Source organism: Gordonia phthalatica, assembly GCF_001305675.1.
GTDB classification, from domain to species: Bacteria; Actinomycetota; Actinomycetes; order Mycobacteriales; family Mycobacteriaceae; genus Gordonia; species Gordonia phthalatica.
Genome location: NZ_CP011853.1, coordinates 629,369 through 648,141 on the forward strand (window position 1 = coordinate 629,369; position 18,773 = coordinate 648,141).

At 67.8% G+C, this 18,773-nt stretch carries 20 protein-coding genes; 14 read left to right on the forward strand and 6 right to left on the reverse strand.

Features of this window, described 5'->3' with window-relative positions:
- Nucleotides 1-11: 11 nt before the first annotated feature.
- Nucleotides 12-1,388 (reverse strand): 3' terminal RNA ribose 2'-O-methyltransferase Hen1, encoded by a 1,377-nt coding sequence (locus ACH46_RS02915; protein ID WP_062394902.1) that lies wholly within the window; start codon nt 1,386-1,388, stop codon nt 12-14.
- A 263-nt stretch (nt 1,389-1,651) separates the two neighbouring features.
- Between ACH46_RS02915 and ACH46_RS21810 the strand changes: the two genes are divergently transcribed.
- Both ACH46_RS21810 and ACH46_RS02920 read left to right on the forward strand, forming a co-directional pair.
- Entirely contained in the window at nt 1,652-1,786 is a 135-nt protein-coding gene (locus ACH46_RS21810; protein WP_257720449.1) for a hypothetical protein, read from the forward strand.
- A gap of 121 nt (nt 1,787-1,907) precedes the next feature.
- Nucleotides 1,908-2,126 (forward strand): hypothetical protein, encoded by a 219-nt coding sequence (locus tag ACH46_RS02920; RefSeq protein WP_157850989.1) that lies wholly within the window; start codon nt 1,908-1,910, stop codon nt 2,124-2,126.
- An 84-nt stretch (nt 2,127-2,210) separates the two neighbouring features.
- Here the strand turns inward: ACH46_RS02920 and ACH46_RS02925 are convergent, their stop codons facing one another.
- Complete coding sequence (locus tag ACH46_RS02925) at nt 2,211-3,791, reverse strand: DHA2 family efflux MFS transporter permease subunit (protein WP_062391602.1); 1,581 nt, start codon at nt 3,789-3,791, stop codon at nt 2,211-2,213.
- A 22-nt stretch (nt 3,792-3,813) separates the two neighbouring features.
- Nucleotides 3,814-4,284, reverse strand: coding sequence for a MarR family winged helix-turn-helix transcriptional regulator (locus ACH46_RS02930; protein WP_062391603.1), 471 nt, complete (start codon nt 4,282-4,284; stop codon nt 3,814-3,816).
- A gap of 81 nt (nt 4,285-4,365) precedes the next feature.
- Here ACH46_RS02930 and ACH46_RS02935 point away from each other — a divergent pair, with 81 nt between their 5' ends.
- From ACH46_RS02935 to ACH46_RS02950, 4 genes are all read left to right on the forward strand, one after another.
- The gene (locus ACH46_RS02935; protein WP_062391604.1) at nt 4,366-4,857 is read left to right on the forward strand and encodes a glutathione peroxidase; all 492 of its coding nucleotides are present in this window, start codon (nt 4,366-4,368) and stop codon (nt 4,855-4,857) included.
- A gap of 127 nt (nt 4,858-4,984) precedes the next feature.
- Nucleotides 4,985-5,224 carry a phosphoribosylformylglycinamidine synthase subunit PurS gene (purS, locus tag ACH46_RS02940; protein ID WP_062391605.1) on the forward strand — a complete coding sequence of 80 codons (240 nt, stop codon included), beginning with the start codon at nt 4,985-4,987 and terminating at the stop codon, nt 5,222-5,224.
- A gap of 7 nt (nt 5,225-5,231) precedes the next feature.
- Nucleotides 5,232-5,912 carry a phosphoribosylformylglycinamidine synthase subunit PurQ gene (gene purQ / locus ACH46_RS02945; RefSeq protein ID WP_062391606.1) on the forward strand — a complete coding sequence of 227 codons (681 nt, stop codon included), beginning with the start codon at nt 5,232-5,234 and terminating at the stop codon, nt 5,910-5,912.
- The gene (locus ACH46_RS02950; protein WP_062391607.1) at nt 5,912-7,207 is read left to right on the forward strand and encodes a M18 family aminopeptidase; all 1,296 of its coding nucleotides are present in this window, start codon (nt 5,912-5,914) and stop codon (nt 7,205-7,207) included. Before purQ ends, ACH46_RS02950 begins: the two co-directional genes overlap by 1 nt.
- Before the next feature lie 70 nt (nt 7,208-7,277).
- Here the strand turns inward: ACH46_RS02950 and ACH46_RS02955 are convergent, their stop codons facing one another.
- Nucleotides 7,278-8,135, reverse strand: coding sequence for an NmrA family NAD(P)-binding protein (locus ACH46_RS02955; protein WP_062391608.1), 858 nt, complete (start codon nt 8,133-8,135; stop codon nt 7,278-7,280).
- A 110-nt stretch (nt 8,136-8,245) separates the two neighbouring features.
- On the opposite strand from ACH46_RS02955, the gene ACH46_RS02960 reads away from it, so the two are divergent.
- Entirely contained in the window at nt 8,246-8,641 is a 396-nt protein-coding gene (locus ACH46_RS02960; protein WP_062394904.1) for a winged helix-turn-helix transcriptional regulator, read from the forward strand.
- 13 nt (nt 8,642-8,654) lie between these two features.
- On the opposite strand, the gene ACH46_RS02965 is transcribed toward ACH46_RS02960, so the two are convergent.
- Nucleotides 8,655-9,146, reverse strand: a complete 492-nt coding sequence (locus ACH46_RS02965) for a MarR family winged helix-turn-helix transcriptional regulator (protein ID WP_062394906.1) — start codon at nt 9,144-9,146, stop codon at nt 8,655-8,657.
- An 88-nt stretch (nt 9,147-9,234) separates the two neighbouring features.
- Here ACH46_RS02965 and ACH46_RS02970 point away from each other — a divergent pair, with 88 nt between their 5' ends.
- Nucleotides 9,235-9,612, forward strand: coding sequence for a DoxX family protein (locus ACH46_RS02970; RefSeq protein WP_062391609.1), 378 nt, complete (start codon nt 9,235-9,237; stop codon nt 9,610-9,612).
- A gap of 110 nt (nt 9,613-9,722) precedes the next feature.
- Here the strand turns inward: ACH46_RS02970 and ACH46_RS02975 are convergent, their stop codons facing one another.
- Nucleotides 9,723-11,039, reverse strand: a complete 1,317-nt coding sequence (locus ACH46_RS02975; RefSeq protein ID WP_226995743.1) for a PQQ-binding-like beta-propeller repeat protein — start codon at nt 11,037-11,039, stop codon at nt 9,723-9,725.
- A 384-nt stretch (nt 11,040-11,423) separates the two neighbouring features.
- On the opposite strand from ACH46_RS02975, the gene ACH46_RS02980 reads away from it, so the two are divergent.
- The 6 genes from ACH46_RS02980 to ACH46_RS03005 all read left to right on the forward strand — a co-directional run bounded on the left by ACH46_RS02980 (nt 11,424) and on the right by ACH46_RS03005 (nt 18,756).
- Nucleotides 11,424-13,964 (forward strand): ATP-dependent Clp protease ATP-binding subunit, encoded by a 2,541-nt coding sequence (locus ACH46_RS02980; RefSeq protein ID WP_062391611.1) that lies wholly within the window; start codon nt 11,424-11,426, stop codon nt 13,962-13,964.
- 337 nt (nt 13,965-14,301) lie between these two features.
- Nucleotides 14,302-14,895 carry an LLM class flavin-dependent oxidoreductase gene (locus tag ACH46_RS02985; RefSeq protein WP_226995744.1) on the forward strand — a complete coding sequence of 198 codons (594 nt, stop codon included), beginning with the start codon at nt 14,302-14,304 and terminating at the stop codon, nt 14,893-14,895.
- A gap of 2 nt (nt 14,896-14,897) precedes the next feature.
- Nucleotides 14,898-15,974, forward strand: a complete 1,077-nt coding sequence (locus ACH46_RS02990; protein ID WP_062391612.1) for a zinc-binding dehydrogenase — start codon at nt 14,898-14,900, stop codon at nt 15,972-15,974.
- Nucleotides 15,975-16,004: 30 nt separating this feature from the next.
- A complete protein-coding gene (locus ACH46_RS02995) occupies nt 16,005-16,982 on the forward strand; it encodes an alpha/beta fold hydrolase (protein WP_062391613.1) in 978 nt (325 codons plus the stop codon).
- A 46-nt stretch (nt 16,983-17,028) separates the two neighbouring features.
- Complete coding sequence (locus tag ACH46_RS03000; RefSeq protein WP_062391614.1) at nt 17,029-17,667, forward strand: TetR/AcrR family transcriptional regulator; 639 nt, start codon at nt 17,029-17,031, stop codon at nt 17,665-17,667.
- Between the two features lie 141 nt (nt 17,668-17,808).
- Nucleotides 17,809-18,756 (forward strand): alpha/beta hydrolase, encoded by a 948-nt coding sequence (locus tag ACH46_RS03005; RefSeq protein ID WP_062391615.1) that lies wholly within the window; start codon nt 17,809-17,811, stop codon nt 18,754-18,756.
- The last annotated feature ends 17 nt before the right edge of the window (nt 18,757-18,773 follow it).

Below are 18,773 nucleotides of genomic sequence, written 5' to 3' on the forward strand. Positions count from 1 at the left end.
GCGTGGAGTCGTCAGTCACGGGTGAACACCGCCATCTGGGTCGGGCTGCCGAGGGTGTCGTCGACGTCGCCGATGCCGGACCGGGTCACGTGGTAGCCGTGTTCGGCGGCGACGCGGTCGGACCAGTCGGCGAACTCCGCGCGTGACCACTCGAAGCGGTGATCGGTGTGCCGGAGCCCGTCGAGACCCTCGTACAGGGTGTTGTAGTCGCTGTTGGGGGTGGTGAGGATGACGGTCTTCGGGGCGGCAGCGCCGAAGACGACGCGTTCCAGGGCACCGAGCCGCGGCGGGTCGACGTGCTCGATCACCTCCATGAGCACGGCGGCGTCGAATCCTGCGAACCGGTCGTCCTCGTAGGTGAGCGCCGCCTGGAACAGGTCCAGGCGGTCGGCCTGGCGTTCGGTCATGTCGTCGACGTGCAGGCGGTCGTGTGCGCGGCGGAGCTCGCTCATCGACACGTCGCAGCCTGTGACCTTCGGAATGCCGGTGTCGCGCAGCACTTTGGAGAGCAGCTGCCCCGAACCGCAGCCGAAGTCGATCACCGACGACGGCGTCAGGCCTCTCAGCACGCTGAGCACGGCGTCGTGCCGAGCGACGTTCAGCGACGGTCGTGCCGGTGCGGGCTCCGCGGGTTCGTCGGGGTCCACGGTGTCGTCGAGCTCGGCGAGGCGAGCCCGAGCGACGGCGTCGAGCCCGCTGGTCCGCGCCAGGTATCGGCTCGCGATCAGATCGCGTTCGGGGTGGGCGGCGAGCCAGCCCTCGCCGGCGCGGAGCAGCTTGTCGACCTCGTCAGCGCTCTGCCAGTAGTGCTTCGACATGTCGAACATCGGCAGCAGCACGTACAGCTGGTTCAGGGCGTCGGCCAGGCGGATGTCGCCGGTCAGCCGCACCGAGAAGTAGCGGCTGTCGCCCCAGTCGGGGAAGGCGGCGTCGAGCGGGATCGGCTCCGCGGTCACCGTCCAGCCGAGCGGTCCGAAGACCCGGTCGATGACGTCGGCGCCGTCGCGGCAGGGGAGTGCCGGGATCGAGATCTCCAGCGGGATCGGTGAATCCGCGAGCTCCTGCCGGGAGTCGCAACGGCCGGTGCGGGCCGTCCGGAAGACGTCGGCCAGGGCCGAAGCGAGCATCGAAGTGGCTGCGTAGGGGCGGTCGTTCACGTACTGCGCGAGCGCGAAGTCCGGCGATCGGCGGCCGCGCGCCTTCGCCAGGCGCAGCGGATCCACCTCCAGCAGCAGCGCCGCCGTGCACCGTTCGTCCGTCGCCTCCGGGTAGAAGACCGTCGCCGTGCACGACGGCTGGTCGAAGCGTTGGACGCGCTCGGGATGCTTGTAGAGCAGGTAACCGAGGTCGGTGGCGGGGCGGTGCGTGGTGGTGATGGTGATCAGCACGTCGATCAACTGCCGTGCGGCAGAGTCCTTTCGGGTGGACGGATCCGGCCGGAGGTCGGATGTCCAGTATTGCCGGGGTGCCGAGGCGTGCAAGTGATTTAGCGGGTAGCGTCCGAATCTGTGGAATTCGAGGGATTCGTCCACAGAGGGCGGTCAATGTCGTGACGTGGGCGTGAAACCCAGCCGAGTGGCTTTACGTTCGCCTCATGCCGGCACAAGCATGGGTGACCCCGATCGTGGGACTTGTCGCGACAGTGGGGGTCGTGAGCACTCCCAATCAGCGGAGCCGTGCCGACAACAGGCGCGAGTGGTGGGTGCGGTTCGAATGGGCGATGAACGCGACGTACTCGCCGGATCCGCTGGTTCGGAGCGACGGATGGGGGATCGTGCGGGTCTAGGTCGTCTCGGACCTCGCGACGACGACCGAACGAACCGTGATCACCGCGATGACCAGGAGACTCGTCGGTGAACCCGTGGGGCAGGAGGAGCGGTAACGTGTCGGGTACGGAGGAGGTCAGCATGGACGGTTCGAGGCAGCGGGTGCTGACGGAGCGGGACCGCTATCAGGCTGCACTGACCCTGGCGTTGGCCAGTCGGACGATGAAACAGCCGGTGCCACCGGAAGCGACGGCAGTCATCGACAGCTACGAGGCGGAGCACGGTAAGTGTGAAGTCATGCCCGAGTTGCCTCCTCCGACCTGGGCCCAGCGAGTGAAGTCCTTCTTCCTTCGCAGTTGACGTCGGGTGTGCACGCAAGAACACGAAAGCGCCCCGCGAGCATGCAGCTTGCGGGGCGCTTCGTATTCGTCAGTGTGGTGACGGTCAGTGCATCACGACGGGCGTCTGAGTCTCCTCGTCGGCTCCACCACCGAGGACCATCTTCTTGCGCGGCAGGAAGAAGGCCGGGACCAGCGTCAGGACCACCAGGACGGTCGCGACGATGAACGTGTTGCCGAAGGTCGACGCCATGTCGGCCGCGACGGTGCCCTTCGCCTGTGCTGCGATGGCCGGGATCTGGTCGGGCGTCGTCGTCGCTGTGATGAGGCCCTGGTCCTTCATCACTTCCAGACCCTTGTCCTGGTCCTGCCCGGCCTGCATGAAGGCGCGAGTCAGTGGGCTCAGCGACGTGGTGAAGATGACCGTGATGACGGCGGTGCCGATCGACGACGCAGTCTGCTGGATCGCGTTCATCAGGGTGGAGCCGTCGGCGATCTCGTGGCCGCGCAGCGTGGCGAGCGAGGCCGACATGATCGGCATCATCGTCATGCCCATGCCGAGACCCTGGACGAACAGAGCGCCACACAGGAACCAGTACGAGGTGTCGGTGCCGAGCGTGATGAACGCCGAGACGCCGATGGCGATCAGGACCAGACCGCCGAGGACGAACTTGCCGGGGCCGATCTTGTCGGTCATCTTGCCCGCGATCGGCATGGTCAGCATGGCGCCGATGCCCTGGGGAGCCAGAAGCAGGCCTGCGGTCAGGGTCGTCTCGCCGCGGACGCCGATGAAGTACTGCGGGTACAGCAGTGAGGCGCCGAAGAAGGCGATCGCGAACAGCGACATGGTGATCACCGCGGTGCGGAGCGTCGGGTTGCGGAACAGACGCAGGTCGATCAGCGGGTTGCTGCTGCGCAGCGCGTGCGTGATGAAGGAGGCGATCAGGATGGCGCCGATGATCATCGGGATGTAGACGCGGGGCGCGTTGAAGGTCTGCTCCTCGGCGCTCGACGAGACACCGAACAGGAACAGTGCCAGGCCCGGGGACAGCATGAGCAGGCCGAGGACGTCGATCTTCTTGCCCGGCTCCTCGTCACCGCCCGGCAGGGCGAAGAACGCGTACACCAGCGAGATGATGCCGATCGGGACGTTGATCAGGAAGACCCAGTGCCACGAGGCGATCTCGATCAGCCAGCCGCCGAGGATCGGGCCCATGATGGGGCCGAGCAGCATGGGGATGCCGAGGACGGCCATGACCGAACCGACACGCTCCGGGCCGGCCGCGCGGGTCATGATCATCATGCCGATCGGCATGAGCAGACCGCCGCCGAAGCCCTGGATCACGCGGAACGCGACCAGGGAGCCGATGTTCCACGCGAGGGCGCAGAGGACGGAGCCGATCAGGAACAGGACCAGCGACGCCATGTAGACGCGCTTGGTGCCGAAGCGCGACGCGGCCCAGCTGGCCGTCGGGATCACCGCGGCCAGGGCCAGGGTGTAACCGGTCATCGACCAGGCGGCGCCGGCCGTCGAGGTGTTGAAGGTCTCGATGAAGGTGTTCTGCGCGACCGCGACGACGGTGACGTCGAGGATCGACATGATGGCACCCAGGACGACGACGCCCGCGACGATGAAGACTTGGCGGTCGAGCTTGTCGCTCGCGACTCCCGGTGGGGAGGTGGTCATGAGGATTCCTTTTTCGAAAGGGTCAGTGATGAGCGGACTTCGGGGCGTCGGAGATCGACTCGAGAGCCGAGCTCAGAGCGGACTGGAGGTCGGCGCGGACGTCTCCGGGGATCTCGGCGACGATGCTCGCCAGATCCTCGTCGCGCATCCGGAACTTGCTGTGGATGAGCTCGCGTCCCTGGTCGGACAGGGACAGACGTTTCACGCGTCGGTCGGTCTCGTCCTCGCGTCGGACGACGAGGTCGATCGCCACCAGTCGGTCGGCACCGCGACCCGCCGCGGCGAGCGACAGATCGACGGCCTCGGCCAGTTCGTTCACCGACAGATCGTGATCGCTGCGGAACAGGACCATCAGCATGCGGAGCTGCGAGAGGGTCATGTCCGTGGAGGCGACGCGATCGACGGTGCTGCAGGAGGCCCGTGCCGCGACCCGTTCGAGGAACGACACCAGAACGCTGGTGCAGGCCTCGACGGAAGTGGGAGAGTTCGACACCTGAAAGAAGTTACGCCCACGCAACTATTGCCGCAACGCAATAAGTGGTGACTTCTCCCACGGGCGCTTATCCTGTGGGACATGGGTCACGCCAACATCAAAGAAATTCCTGTCCGCGCTCTCGACGGCGGTGAGTTCTCCCTCGCAGGCCTCACCGGACCGCTGCTCGTGGTGAACGTCGCGTCCAAGTGCGGCCTCACTCCCCAGTACACCGCGCTCGAGAAGCTGCAGAAGGACTACGGCGACCGCGGCCTCACCGTCGTCGGCGTTCCGTGCAACCAGTTCATGGGGCAGGAGCCCGGCACCGCCGAGGAGATCGCCACCTTCTGTTCCACCACCTACGGCGTCACCTTCCCGCTGCTGGAGAAGACCGACGTGAACGGCGACGACCGCCACCCGCTGTACGCCGAACTGACGCAGACGCCCGACGCGAACGGCGAGGCCGGCGACATCCAGTGGAACTTCGAGAAGTTCCTCGTCGCCGCCGACGGCACCGTCGCGGCCCGCTTCCGTCCGCGCACCGAGCCCGACGCCCCGGAAGTCGTCTCGGCCATCGAGGCGGCCCTCGGTTAGGCACGGCCTAGGTCTCGGTCAGGGAATGTCTGCCGCCTGCGGTTCGGCAGGTAGAGTAGGCGCGTAAACCGTCCGGCCCGCTCGGGGTGGACATTCGACACCATCGGTGTGAGGAGCAGTGCGGCGAATGGCGCGTGTAGTTGTCGATGTGATGCCCAAGGCGGAGATCCTGGACCCGCAGGGACAGGCCATCGTCGGGGCGCTCGGGCGTCTCGGATTCGAGGGCGTCGCCGACGTCCGACAGGGCAAGCGGTTCGAGTTGGAGGTCGACGGCTCGGTCGACGACGCCACCCTGGAGCGGATCGCCGAAGAACTCCTGACCAACACGGTCATCGAGAACTTCAACGTCTCGCGCGTCGCGGAGTAGGGACGCCATGACTGCACGTATCGGAGTCATCACCTTCCCCGGCACGCTCGACGACATCGACGCGGCCCGCGCCGTCACCGCGGCCGGCGGCGAAGCCGTCAACCTGTGGCACGGCGACGCCGACCTGAAGGGCGTCGACGCCGTCGTCGTGCCCGGCGGGTTCTCGTACGGCGACTACCTGCGCTGCGGTGCCATCGCCAAGTTCGCGCCCGTCATGGGCGAAGTGGTCGCGGCGGCCGAGCGGGGCATGCCGGTCCTCGGCATCTGCAACGGCTTCCAGATCCTCGCCGAGGCGGGGCTGCTGCCCGGCGCCCTGACCCGCAACGAGGGTCTGCACTTCGTGTGCCGCGACCAGTGGCTGCGCGTCGAGTCGAACACCACCGCGTGGACCTCGCGCTACGAGGTCGGTGCCGAGATCCTGATCCCGCTCAAGTCGGGTGAGGGTCGCTACGTCGCCGACGACGAGACCCTCGAAGAGCTCAAGGGTGAGGGACGCATCGTCTTCTCGTACGCGGGCGACAACCCCAACGGCTCGAGGCTCGAGATCGCGGGCGTCTCCAGCGCCAACGGTCGTGTCGTCGGCCTGATGCCGCACCCGGAGCACGCCATCGGCGCGCTCACCGGCCCCAGCGACGACGGTCTCGGCCTGTTCTACTCGGCACTGGACACGGTCCTCGCGTCCGTCTGATGACTGCGAACACGTCGGCGAGTGCGGCGGGGCTCGGTGACTTCATCGACGCCTCGCCGTCGCCGTTTCACGTCTGTGCCACGGTCGCGGGGATCCTCGACGACGCCGGATACACGCGGCTGTCGGAGACCGACGCCTGGGCCGACTCCGCCGCCGATCTCGGTCGGCACTACGTGGTGCGCGGCGGCTCGATCATCGCGTGGAATGCGGAGGGGCGCGGTGCGAGCCCCCTGCCTCCGCGGCCGCGCTTCCGAATCGTCGGCGGCCACACCGACAGCCCCAACCTGCGCGTCAAGCAGAACCCGGACCGCACCAGTGTCGGCCTGGCGACCGTCGCGCTGGAACCGTACGGCGGCGCCTGGCTGAACTCCTGGCTCGACCGCGACCTCGGCCTGTCCGGGCGCCTGGCCTACGCGGACGCCGACGGGAACGTCGACTTCGCACTCGTGAAGATCGACGAACCGATCCTGCGCGTCCCGCAGCTGGCGATCCACCTGTCCGAGGATCGCAAGGGCGTGAGCCTGAATCCGCAAAACCACGTCGACGCGATCCGCGGGGTGGGGGAGACGCAGCCGCTGCTCGCCTTCGTCGCGGAGCACGCGGGCATCGATCCGGACGCCGTTCTGGGCTGGGAGCTCATGACGCACGACGTGGCGCCGTCGCGCATCATCGGCGCCGAGCAGGATCTGCTCAGCGCACCGCGCCTGGACAACCAGGGCACCTGTTACGCCGGACTGCGCGCGCTGCTCGACGCGGAGCCGTCGGGCAGCATCGCGATGCTGGCGCTCTTCGACCACGAGGAGGTCGGCTCCGGATCCGAGCGCGGCGCGTCGTCGGATTTCCTGGTGACGGTGTGCGAACGGATCGTCGGCGCGACCGGCGGCGGCCGAGACGACTTCCTGCGAGCGATGGCCGACAGCATCTGCGTCTCCGGCGACATGGCGCACGCGACGCACCCCAACTACCCGGACCGGCACGAGCCGTCGCACCGCATCGCGATCAACGGCGGCCCGGTGCTGAAGGTGAACCAGAACCTGCGCTATGCGTCCGATGCGATCGGCGAGGCGGAGTTCGCACTCGCCTGCCGTGACGCGCAGGTGCCGCTGCAGCGGTACATTCACCGCGCCGACCTGCCGTGCGGCTCGACCATCGGTCCGCTCACCGCCACCCGCACCGGCCTGCTGACCGTCGACGTCGGCGCACCCCAACTCGCGATGCACAGCGCTCGCGAGTTGATGGGCGCCGACGACGTCGCGATGTACTCGGCGGCGCTCGCGGCGTTCCTGCGGAGGTAGTCCACGACCGCCTGTGCCGTACTTCTGTCCCGAGTTGCGGGACGGAAGTACGGCACAAGCGCCTGCCGGACTACGCCAGTGCAGCCTTGACGACCTCGGCGAACGGGGTACTCGACGTGCCGCGCAGGTCGGCGAGAGCCGACGAGGTGGAGTCGAGAGCGCCGTTGGCGACGCCCGCATCGGAGTCGGCGAGGATCGCGGCGAACGGTCCGGGGACGCCTGCGCCCTCCAGGATCTTCGCGTACTCGGCCTCGGGCAGGTCCTGGTAGGCGACCGGCTTGCCGCTGACGGCCGCGAACGTCGCGGCGATGTCGGCGTAGGTCAGGTGCTCGTCGCCGGCGAGCTCGTAGACGGCGGCGGGCTCGTCGATCAGCAGGGCGGCTGCGGCAGCATCGGCGTAGTCGGCGCGAGCCGCGGGTGCCACGACACCGGTGCCCGCGCTGCCGGCGAAGACGCCCGACTCCAGTGCCGGGGCCAGTGACTGCGTGTAGTTCTCCGAGTACCAGCCGTTGCGCAGCAGCACCGTCGTCAAGCCGCTCTCGGCCAACAGCTTCTCGGTGGCGACGTGCTCCTCGGCGAGGGCGAGCGGAGACTTGTCGGCGCGCAGGATGCTGGTGTACGCGAGCAGACCGACGCCCGCGGCCTTCGCCGATTCGATCACGTTGGTGTGCTGGGGGAGGCGCCTGCCGACCTCGGGGCCGGACACCAGGAGTAGCCGGTCGACGCCGGCGAAGGCGGCGCCGAGCGCGGCGGGATCGCCGTAGTCGGCGACGCGGACGGTCACGCCCGCGGCCTTCAACGCATCGGCCTTGGCCTCGTCGCGGACCACTGCCACGATCTCGGACGGTGCGACGCCGCGCGCGATGAGTGCGTTCACGGCGGCACCGCCGAGGCCGCCGGTTGCTCCGGTCACTGCATAGGTCGTCATCGGTCTTCCCTTCGTCGATGATTCTTGGTTCCCAAACATCATGCACTTACTAAAAGTAATGTGCAATGGTGATCGTCAGCACATGCGGTTCGGGCGCGTACGATGGCGGCATGTCCGCAGTGCCGCAGCCTGAGAATGAGGTCGACCCCACCCTGGAGGCCGACGTCTTCTCGCGGAACTGCTCGTCGCGCGAGATTCTGCAGAACGTCACGAGTCGCTGGGGTCTGCTCGCGCTGGTGGCCCTGCTCGACGGAGAGTTGCGGTTCAACGCGCTCCGTCGCCGGGTGGACGGCGTCAGCGAGCGGATGTTGTCGGTGACCCTGCAATCCTTGGAGCGCGACGGCTACGTGCACCGCGAGATGCTGCAGGCCATCCCGCCGCGCGTCGAGTACTCGCTGACCGACATGGGGCGTGCGGTGGCACCGCAACTGCGCGGGTTGATCGACCTCGTCGAGGGACAGGTGCCCGCCGTCAGCGAAGCGCGCGGGGAGTACGACGCGCGCTGACCTCCGCCGGGTCTCAGTGGTCGCAGTCGGGGGCCAGTCGCTGAATCATCTTGGTGCACGCCGAGCGGAGGGCGTCGCGTTCGTCGTCGGTCAGGCCGTCGAAGACCAACCGTCGCACCTCCGCCACGTGTCCGGGTGCGGCCGCGCCGACCGTCTGTAGCCCGTCGGCGGTGAGGACGGCCATCGTGTAACGGCCGTCGGTCGGGTCGGGATCGCGGCGAACCAGACCACGCTTCTCCAGGCGACGGATCAGATGCGACAGCCGAGACAGCTCGGAGCTCGCCAGGAGGGCGAGGCGGCTCATGCGCATCGCATAATCGGGCTGCTCCGACAGGGCGGCGAGCACGTAGTACTCCAGGAAGCTGAGCTCGGCGTCGCGCTGCAACTGCGCGGTGAGGGCGGCCGGCAGGGTGCTCATCATGACGTGCAGGGCCTGCCACGTCGCGAGTTCGTCGCCGGTGAGCCAGTGAGGTTCGGGGATGCTGTCCGGCTCGACGACGTTCATGACCACCACTCTACTAGCCGTCACTTGAACATTCATGTCATTGGCTCTAGAGTTACATGAAAATTCAAGTAAAAGACAGGGAGAACTGATGAACATCGCACTGTGGATCGTGGCCGGCGTGCTGGCCGCCCTGTTCCTGATGGTCGGTGCCGCGAAGGCGGTCAAGTCGAAGGAGCAGTTCCTCGCCGACCCGCGCATGGCCTGGGCGGAGAATTATCCGGCTGGTCTGATCACCTTCATCGGCGTCGCCGAGGTACTCGGCGCAGCGGGTCTGATCCTGCCCGGCGCCTTCGGAATCGCCACCCCGCTGGTCGGCATCGCGACGATCGCGTTGGCGATCACGATGGTCGGCGCGATCGTCGTCCACGTGCGGCGCAGCGAGTGGCAGAGCGTCGTGATGAACGCGGTTCTGCTGGCGCTGCTGGTGTTCGTCGCCGTCGGTCGCCTGGGCGCCTACTCCTTCTAATGTCCCGCACCACTTGTCGGCGAGTCGCACCACCTCTGTTTCTCGCACTCGGTCGCGACCAAGTGCGGGAAACACAAGTGGTGCGACTCGATGTGCCGGCCGCGACGGGACTAGTTCGGGCGTAGCACGGTGAGGGTGCTGCCCTGGCGGAGAACGATCCGACCGTCGACGATCTCAGCGGTTCCGGAGATCGGACGCGACCACAGTTGCGTTCCGGCATCGATGCTGTAGGCGGTCAACTGATTCGGATTCGCGAAGACGGCCATCTCGTTGGAGGCGCCCACGCAGGTCGAGACGTCGAGGCCGGCGTCCGGGTCGTCGAGGGCCGGGGGCGGCATGGAGCCGCGGCGAGCGCCGTCGATCAGGTCGAAGAAGACCCGTGACCGATCCTTGCGCGCCACCGAGAACACCGCGCCGCACGGCCGTGCATTGGACTTCGACAGGTTCGGGTCGCCTATCTGCCAGAGTGCTTCGCCGGTCGCCGGATCGACGATCTCGTAGCGTCCCGCCGCTTCGAGCGCCGAGCCCTCGCCCGCGGGTGCGATCACGGGATACGTCGACGGGCCACGGACCAGACGCGATCGCTCGGCGGTGCCCGACGGCGTGCCGGAGACGCCGGTATCGGTGGCGGGGTAGAAGGTGACCGACTCCGATCCGGGCGCGGTCCGAGCGGCGGCGATCCCGGTGCTGAAGGTGTCGATGGTGCACTGGCTGCAGGAGACGAGGTCGTCGCCGTCGACCGGGTCGACGACGAAGCTCGCGCCGTCCGAGGTGGCGACGACCAGCGCGTCGTGCGCCGCACTGACCTTGGCGGCGCCGGCGAAGGTGCGGCTCCACATCGTGGTGCCCGAGGGGGTGCGCAGGCTGACCTGGTAGCCCGACTGATTGACGTGCACGAAGTTCGGACCCAAGCCGATCACCGTCGACGTGTCGTCGCTGTCCGCGGCGCGGGTCGGGATGCCCGACGAGCGGTCGACCAGGTAGAAGCCGTTCTTCGGGCCGTCTATCTGGAGGCGGATCGCGCAGCCGATCTGGCCGCGAGCGGTGATTCCGCAGCTGCCGAAGCCTGCGTCGACGGGCGCGTCCCACTGAGGTCGCCCCGAGCGGGAGTCGACCAGCATGAACTCGCGTTTGAATCCGACCGGGTACGAGATCAGCCAGTCGTTGCCGGCGGTGGCCGCCACGGTGACCGCTCCCTGACCGCCCGCGCCAGGCAGCACGGTGTCGTCGAGCGTCCACGACTCCGCGGGCTCGGCGGCGTAATTCTGCAGGACGCCCTGCGCGGAGGGATCGCCGTCGACGGTCGGCGTGCCGGACAGGACGACGCCTGCGGTCACCAGCAGAGCGATGGATCCGGCCGCGGCGACCGCGGGCATCCCGAGGTGCAAGCGGTCGAGGAGTGCGCGCAGCGACATGCGATCAGTCAATCACGTGTCCGGGATACCTCCGGAACCCCGGCTCGGAGGCGAGTTCGCGACCCCGGTCGGCCCGGACCCGGACGGCGCTGTGATCTGGCGCACGCTACCATCGGTAGGGTGTCGAGCCGCTGGAAGACGTGCGTTTCCGGTGCGGTTCGAGAGGTCGATCTCCACTCTTGACGCCCGTTCGCTCAGGGCGTACGAGGGCGGGAACATCGGCCTTGAGCGCGACGTTATCAACCACAGAACCCCGTCGCAGTCCAGAGCACCCGCCTGAGGCTGGGCGTAAAAGCAGCGTTGTCGTCACTGACCACTACAGTGGAGGCAGGGCTGGTCGCCAAAGTTCGTCACATAGGTGACAGCGGCCGGGGCGCAAGCAATAGAGGGAGAACAATGTTCGAACGGTTCACCGACCGCGCACGCCGGGTTGTCGTCCTGGCGCAGGAAGAAGCGCGGATGCTCAACCACAACTACATCGGTACCGAGCACATCCTCCTGGGTCTCATCCACGAGGGTGAAGGTGTCGCCGCCAAGGCACTCGAATCACTCGGCATCTCGTTGGAGGCCGTCCGCAGTCAGGTCGAGGAGATCATCGGTCAGGGCCAGCAGGCGCCGTCCGGTCACATCCCCTTCACCCCGCGTGCCAAGAAAGTGCTGGAGCTGAGCCTCCGCGAGGCGCTGCAGCTGGGCCACAACTACATCGGCACCGAGCACATCCTGCTCGGCCTGATCCGCGAGGGTGAGGGCGTCGCCGCGCAGGTGCTGGTGAAGCTGGGCGCCGACCTGAACAAGGTCCGCCAGCAGGTCATCCAGCTGCTCTCGGGTTACCAGGGCAAGGAGCCTGCCGAGGCGGGCACCGGCGCGCGGTCGTCGGAGTCGGGCACCCCGTCGACGTCGCTGGTGCTGGACCAGTTCGGTCGTAACCTCACCACCGCCGCGAGCGAGGGCAAACTCGACCCCGTCATCGGGCGCGAGAAAGAGGTCGAGCGGATCATGCAGGTCCTCTCGCGTCGCACCAAGAACAATCCGGTCCTCATCGGCGAGCCCGGCGTCGGCAAGACCGCCGTCGTCGAAGGCCTGGCGCAGGCGATCGTCGCGGGCAACGTCCCGGAGACGCTCAAGGACAAGCAGCTGTACACCCTCGACCTCGGTTCGCTGGTCGCGGGCAGCCGCTACCGCGGTGACTTCGAGGAGCGCCTGAAGAAGGTCCTCAAGGAGATCAACACTCGCGGCGACATCATCCTGTTCATCGACGAGCTGCACCAGCTGGTCGGTGCCGGCGCTGCCGAGGGCGCGATCGACGCCGCCAGCATCCTGAAGCCGAAGCTGGCCCGCGGCGAGCTGCAGACCATCGGCGCCACCACTCTCGACGAGTACCGCAAGTACATCGAGAAGGATGCCGCGCTGGAGCGTCGTTTCCAGCCGGTCCAGGTCGGCGAGCCGTCGGTGGAGCACACCATCGAGATCCTCAAGGGTCTGCGCGACCGCTACGAGCAGCACCACAAGGTGTCCATCACCGACGGAGCCCTCGCTGCGGCGGCGACCCTCGCGGATCGCTACATCAACGACCGCTTCCTGCCGGACAAGGCCATCGACCTCATCGACGAGGCCGGCGCCCGCATGCGCATCCGTCGCATGACCGCCCCGCCAGACCTGCGCGAGTTCGACGATCGCATCGCCGACGCGCGCAAGGAGAAGGAGTCGGCGATCGACGCGCAGGACTTCGAGAAGGCCGCCAGCCTCCGCGACAAGGAGAAGCAGCTGGTCGCCGAGCGGGCTGAGCGGGAGAAGCAGTGGCGTGCGGGCGACCTCGACGTCGTCGCCGAGGTCAACGACGAGGAGATCGCCGAGGTCCTGGGCAACTGGACCGGCATCCCGGTCTTCAAGCTCACCGAGGAGGAGACCACCCGTCTGCTCCGCATGGAGGACGAGCTCCACAAGCGGATCATCGGGCAGAAGGACGCCGTCGCCGCCGTGTCGCGGGCGATCCGTCGTACGCGTGCGGGCCTCAAGGACCCGAAGCGTCCGTCGGGCTCGTTTATCTTCGCCGGCCCGTCGGGCGTCGGTAAGACCGAGCTGTCCAAGGCGCTCGCCAACTTCCTGTTCGGCGAGGACGACGCCCTGATCCAGATCGACATGGGCGAGTTCCACGACCGCTTCACCGCGTCGCGTCTGTTCGGTGCCCCTCCCGGCTACGTCGGCTACGACGAGGGCGGCCAGCTGACCGAGAAGGTCCGCCGCAAGCCGTTCTCCGTCGTCCTGTTCGACGAGATCGAGAAGGCGCACTCGGAGATCTACAACACCCTGTTGCAGGTCCTCGAAGACGGCCGCCTCACCGACGGTCAGGGTCGCACGGTGGACTTCAAGAACACCGTCTTGATCTTCACGTCCAACCTGGGCACCGCCGACATCTCGAAGGCCGTCGGCATGGGCTTCAGCAAGGACGACGGCCGCGGCTCCAACTACGACCGGATGAAGCAGAAGGTCAACGACGAGCTGAAGAAGCACTTCCGCCCCGAGTTCCTCAACCGCATCGATGACATCATCGTGTTCCATCAGCTGACGCAGGACGAGATCATCCAGATGGTCGACCTGATGATCGGTCGCGTGGAGGCGCAGCTGAAGAACAAGGACATGGATCTGGAGCTGACCGACAAGGCCAAGCTGCTGCTGGCCAAGCGTGGCTTCGATCCGGTGCTGGGCGCGCGTCCTCTGCGTCGCACCATCCAGCGCGAGATCGAGGACCAGCTCTCGGAGAAGATCCTCTTCGAGGAGATCAAGGCCGGTCAGATCATCCTGATCGACGTCGAGGGCTGGGACGGCGAAGGCGTGGGCGAGGACGCGAAGTTCACGTTCAGCGGTTCCGAGCGTCCGCGCGCGGTCCCCGACGCTCCGGTGGAGCTGACCAAGACCTCGGAGGGCGAGGCGGGCTGATCGTGACGATCGGCTGACACCGCAGTACCACGGCGCCGACCGTCGCCGGGAGAGATCCCGGCGGCGGTCGGCGCTTTTTCGTCGTGTGACGTCCGTGGACGATGAGCGTCTCCCGGTGAGTGGGAGGTCCGCCGAGTTTCAGCACAATTGTTAAGTCAAGTGATCAAACTCTTTGTCAGGCCGGAATCGATTCAGATGACCGGCGAGGACCGACTGGTTCACGCTGCGCGAAGCCCGTGCGCAGCTGCCGACGTACGACCCCGCGGGCATCGAGGTCGTCACCGCGTCGACCATCTCGCCGAACGGGTCGGTCCTCGCAGGCACCAACGGCCTGTCGATGCTGTCGTTGGCGGCGAGCTCGCCGGTCGGATTCGAGGCGCTCGATCGGAACTGGGGGATCTACGAGAAGGTCTCGGCCGAGCACGGGCACGTCGCCGACCGCTCCACCTGGCGCGTGGTCAACCCGATGTTCCTCGCCGAGACGCAGGCCGACGCCGAACGCGCGGTCCAGCGACGCATCCAGTCGATGGCCTACTACGCGAATCGCCAGAACGGCCGCTACCCCGACTGGGGCGAGACCCCGAAGGGCGTCATCGACCACTGGCGCAACGAGGGGATCGGCGAGTTCGGTCAGGCCATCATCGGCACCCCGGACCAGGCGATCGCCCAGATCGAGCGCCTCATCGAGAAGACCGGCGGCTTCGGCACCATGCTGATCCTGCACGTCGACATGGCCGACTGGGAGGACACCAAGCGCAGCTTCGAACTGTTCGCGTCCGAGGTGATCCCTCACTTCCGACGTCGCAATGTCGGTCGACAGGCCAGCCTTCAGTTCGCCGAGGACAACCGGGAATTCTTGATCGGCGGCCTGGTCAACGCGCTCCAGAAGGCGAGCGCCGAGTACGCCGACGGCGAGAAGGCGAGGGCGTGACCATGCGCGCTGTGCAGTTCCTGGACGACGAGTTCGCCCTCGCCGAGGTCGCCGATCTCCCCACGCTGGGACCCGGACAGATCCGGATCGACATCCACGCCTGCGGCATCTGCGGCAGCGACCTGTCCGCGTCGAAGGCGCCGTGCCGGTTCGTGGAGGTGATGCACGCGGCCCGCTACCCGCTGGCGGAGTTCGACCCGAATCGGCCCATCGTCCTCGGTCACGAGTACGCCGGACTGGTCGCCGAGACGGCCGACGACGTGACCGACCTCGCGGTCGGCGACCGCGTGACCGGGCTCGGGATCGTCACCGACACCAGCACCGGGATCCCGAAGATCATCGGCTACTCCAACAGCTATCACGGCGGGTTCGGCGACCAGATCGTCGTCGACGCGGTGTGGGTGCGGCACGTCCCCGACGGCTTGTCGCTGGAGCACGCCGCACTGGCAGAGCCCCTGCACGTCGGCGAACTGCACATGCAGCGGTCCGGGTTGACCTCGTCCGACTCCGCCCTCGTCATCGGCTGCGGAACCATCGGGCTCGGCGCGATCATCGCCGCCAAGGCGCGGGGCGCGCATCGGGTGATCGCGTCCGAGCCGTCACCGAAGCGACGTGAACTCGCGAAGCGGATGGGTGCCGACATCGTCGTCGATCCGACGGCCGAGGATCCGATCGACGTGTGGAATCGCTTCGTCGCCGACGGCGGCGACACGCTGGAGAGCGGTGGCGGCGGGACCCTCATCGCCTATGAGTGCAGTGGCCGCCAGGGCATGATCGACACCCTGCTCCGGACCCTGCCGTTCGACTCCCGCATCCAGGTGCTGGCCGCGCCGTTCGCCGACGAGACCATCGTGCCGGTGATCGGACAGCTCCGTCGCATCGCCATCAACTTCGGACACGGGCCCACCGAACGCGCCTACGAGATCGTGCTGGAACGCCTGGCGGACGGCACCGTCGACGCCGACGCGATCATCACCGGCCGCGTCGGTCTGGAGGGCGTCGCCGACGCCTTCACCGCGCTCCGGAGCCCCGACGACCACGTCAAGATCATGGTCCTCCCGCGCGGCACGGCCCACTGACCGGCGACTCCCATCAGAAAGCGACACGACATGCTGCTTCCCGAACCCCGATTCGTCGACACCGACGGTGCGCGGATCGCCGTCTACGAGGCGATTCCGACCGGCGTCCCCAACGACGTCTGCGTGGTCCTGTGCCACGGCTTCCCCGAGCTCGCCGCGAGCTGGCACCGCCAACTGCAGCCGATCGCCGACGCCGGCTTCCACGTGCTGGCACCCGACATGAGCGGCTACGGACTGTCCACCGGTCCCGAGGACCGCACCGCGTACAGCATCGCGGAGAACACCGCCGACGTCGCCGCGCTGGTCCGCGACGCCGGCTTCGAGAAGGCCGTGGTCGTCGGCCACGACTTCGGCGGAATGATGTCGTGGTGGACGCCCTACCTGCAACCGGAGGTGGTCGCCGGCGTCATCACGCTGAACACGCCGTTCGGCTACATCCGCAACGATCCGCTCGAGAAGTACGCGGAGCTCTACGGCCCGGACAACTACGTCGCGTACTTCCAGACCGACGAGTGCGAGGCGTTGATGGACGCGGACGTCGCGCGGACCGTCCGGTTCTTCTTCCGTCGCGACACCGGGCAGGGCACCAACCTCTCGAGATCGGGCCGACACGATCCGGAGTCGATGGCCTACATCCACTGGCTGAAGGACGACGAGGCCACCTGGCCCGGCGAGGTGGTCATGTCCGACGAGGAGATGGCGTTCTACGTCGACGCGTACCGACGGTCGGGCTTCGGCGGCGGACTCAACTGGTACCGGAGCATCCAGAACAACTGGCGCGTCCACAACCGACTGTTCCCCGACGGCCGGATCCCGCGCCAGTCGATACCCGCGCTGTTGATCGCGGCCCGCCACGATCCGGTTTGCGCACCGCAGCTGACGGACGATCTGCTGCAGTACTTCGACACCTTCGAGCGGCGGGTGCTCGACACCGGGCACTGGACGCAGCTGGAGGACCCGGACGGGACGACGGCCCTGATCGTCGACTGGCTGACACGTCACTTCTGACCGATTCGCTATCGTCGATCAGCGAGGACGGACAGTGAGGACATCGATGGCGGACGCGGTACCCAACCGGCTGGGCACGGCGACGCGCGCCCTGCTCATCGAGACCGCGGAACGGCTGTTCGCCGAGCAGGGGATCGACGCGGTCTCGGTGCGCTCGATCAACACCGCGGCGGGGCAGGGGGCCGCCGCCGTGTACTACCACTTCGGGACCAAGGAGGGACTGCTCACAGCGGTCCTGACGGACCTCGGGAACGATGTCGCCGCCGACATCACCGGGCGCCTCGCCGACCTGGCCGGCGATCCGCGCACCCCCGACCTCGAGGACGTGGTCCGCGCCCTGGCGACGCCGTATCTCGCGCTCCTTCAGCGGGAACGCGTCCGCGGCATGCGGTGGATCCGGATCGTCGTACAGCTGCTCGGCGATCGTCGAGCAGCGATCGCCGAGACCGGACAGGACGAGGTGACGGCGGCACTGCGCGCGCAGGTCCGTCGAGCCGTTCCCGGCGTCGCCCGGGAGCGGGTCGACAGGCGGTGGCCCATCGCGGTCGCGAGCTTCCTGCAGTCGCTCACCCGGATCGACGACGGAGTACCCGGTCGCGGACGGTTGTCGGACGATGAGCTCGTCGAGTTCTTCGACGATCTGGTGGCGTTCGTCGCGGGCGGCGCGGCGCGGATGCTGGGCTGAGTCGGATGCTGGGCCGGCCGGTCGGCTCGGGTCCCGCTGTCCGGGACGGGGCGGCGCCGCTCGGGTCCTCTGCTCCTAGGTTCGTAGGAGAAGCGTCGTGCGCGCTGCGCCGCCCCGCATCCGTCACTCTGGAGGACCCCGATGAGCAACCGTCGAACCGATCTGCACCCCGAGGTGGAAGCGATGCTCGCCACCCTCGAATCGGGGTTCCCCGACGTCACCGCGTTCCCCGCGGCGGAGGTGCGGGCCATGATCGACGCGCGCAAGGCGCCGCTCGGAACCGAGCCCGCGATGCAGACGGTGACCGACCTGACGATCGACGGGCCCGACGGCGATCCGCTGCCGCTGCGCGTCTACACCCCGCATGCGGCGGCCGATAGGGCGCTCCCGACCATCGTCTTCGCGCACGGCGGCGGCTTCGTCTTCTGCGGCGTCGACAGTCACGACGAGTTCGCGCGGTCGCTCGCCGAGAACACCGGCACCGTCGTCGTGTCGGTGGACTACCGACTGGCACCCGAGCACCAGGCACCGGCCGCGCTGGAGGACATGTACGCCGCCGTCCAGTGGGCGGCCGAGCATGCGGGCGAATACGGTGGTGATCCGGAGCGGATCGCCGTCGCGGGCGACAGCGCGGGCGGACTCCTCTCGGCGACGGTGTGCCTGGCGGCCCGCGAGCGAGGCGGCTCGACGATCGTCGCGCAGATCCTGCTGTACCCGGTGATCGACGACGACTTCGACACCGAGTCGTACCGCCGCTACGGCGAGGGCTACTACAACACCACGTCGGCGATGCGGTGGTACTGGGATCAGTACGCGCCGAACAATCGTGACGACATGCTGGTGATGCCGACGAAGGCGGAGTCTCTCGCCGGACTGCCGCCCGCCGTCGTCGTCACCGCCGAACTCGATCCGCCGAGCGTGTCCGGCGAACGCTACGCCGACCGGCTGCGCGCCGACGGCGTCGAGGTCTACGCGCACCGCCTGGACGGGCTGTTCCACGGGGTGCTCACCTTCGCGAAGTTCCCCCTGACCCCGCAGGCGCGGGCCACGGTGTGGGATCTCGTCGCGAAGGTGCTGCCCAGCGCGTAGATCCGGTGACGACCGGC

Excerpts from the sequence above, each read along its gene's own strand:
- ACH46_RS02960 (WP_062394904.1), top strand. The coding sequence starts at position 8,246 with ATGTCCGCAGTGCCGCAGCCTGAGAATGAGGTCGACCCCACCCTGGAG.
- ACH46_RS02985 (WP_226995744.1), top strand. The coding sequence starts at position 14,302 with ATGCTGTCGTTGGCGGCGAGCTCGCCGGTCGGATTCGAGGCGCTCGAT.
- purQ (WP_062391606.1), top strand. The coding sequence starts at position 5,232 with ATGACTGCACGTATCGGAGTCATCACCTTCCCCGGCACGCTCGACGAC.
- ACH46_RS02920 (WP_157850989.1), top strand. The coding sequence starts at position 1,908 with ATGGACGGTTCGAGGCAGCGGGTGCTGACGGAGCGGGACCGCTATCAG.
- ACH46_RS02955 (WP_062391608.1), bottom strand. The coding sequence starts at position 8,135 with ATGACGACCTATGCAGTGACCGGAGCAACCGGCGGCCTCGGCGGTGCC.
- ACH46_RS03000 (WP_062391614.1), top strand. The coding sequence starts at position 17,029 with ATGGCGGACGCGGTACCCAACCGGCTGGGCACGGCGACGCGCGCCCTG.
- ACH46_RS02965 (WP_062394906.1), bottom strand. The coding sequence starts at position 9,146 with ATGAACGTCGTCGAGCCGGACAGCATCCCCGAACCTCACTGGCTCACC.
- ACH46_RS02950 (WP_062391607.1), top strand. The coding sequence starts at position 5,912 with ATGACTGCGAACACGTCGGCGAGTGCGGCGGGGCTCGGTGACTTCATC.
- ACH46_RS02925 (WP_062391602.1), bottom strand. The coding sequence starts at position 3,791 with ATGACCACCTCCCCACCGGGAGTCGCGAGCGACAAGCTCGACCGCCAA.
- ACH46_RS03005 (WP_062391615.1), top strand. The coding sequence starts at position 17,809 with ATGAGCAACCGTCGAACCGATCTGCACCCCGAGGTGGAAGCGATGCTC.
- ACH46_RS02980 (WP_062391611.1), top strand. The coding sequence starts at position 11,424 with ATGTTCGAACGGTTCACCGACCGCGCACGCCGGGTTGTCGTCCTGGCG.
- ACH46_RS02935 (WP_062391604.1), top strand. The coding sequence starts at position 4,366 with ATGGGTCACGCCAACATCAAAGAAATTCCTGTCCGCGCTCTCGACGGC.
- ACH46_RS02995 (WP_062391613.1), top strand. The coding sequence starts at position 16,005 with ATGCTGCTTCCCGAACCCCGATTCGTCGACACCGACGGTGCGCGGATC.
- ACH46_RS02990 (WP_062391612.1), top strand. The coding sequence starts at position 14,898 with ATGCGCGCTGTGCAGTTCCTGGACGACGAGTTCGCCCTCGCCGAGGTC.
- purS (WP_062391605.1), top strand. The coding sequence starts at position 4,985 with ATGGCGCGTGTAGTTGTCGATGTGATGCCCAAGGCGGAGATCCTGGAC.
- ACH46_RS02970 (WP_062391609.1), top strand. The coding sequence starts at position 9,235 with ATGAACATCGCACTGTGGATCGTGGCCGGCGTGCTGGCCGCCCTGTTC.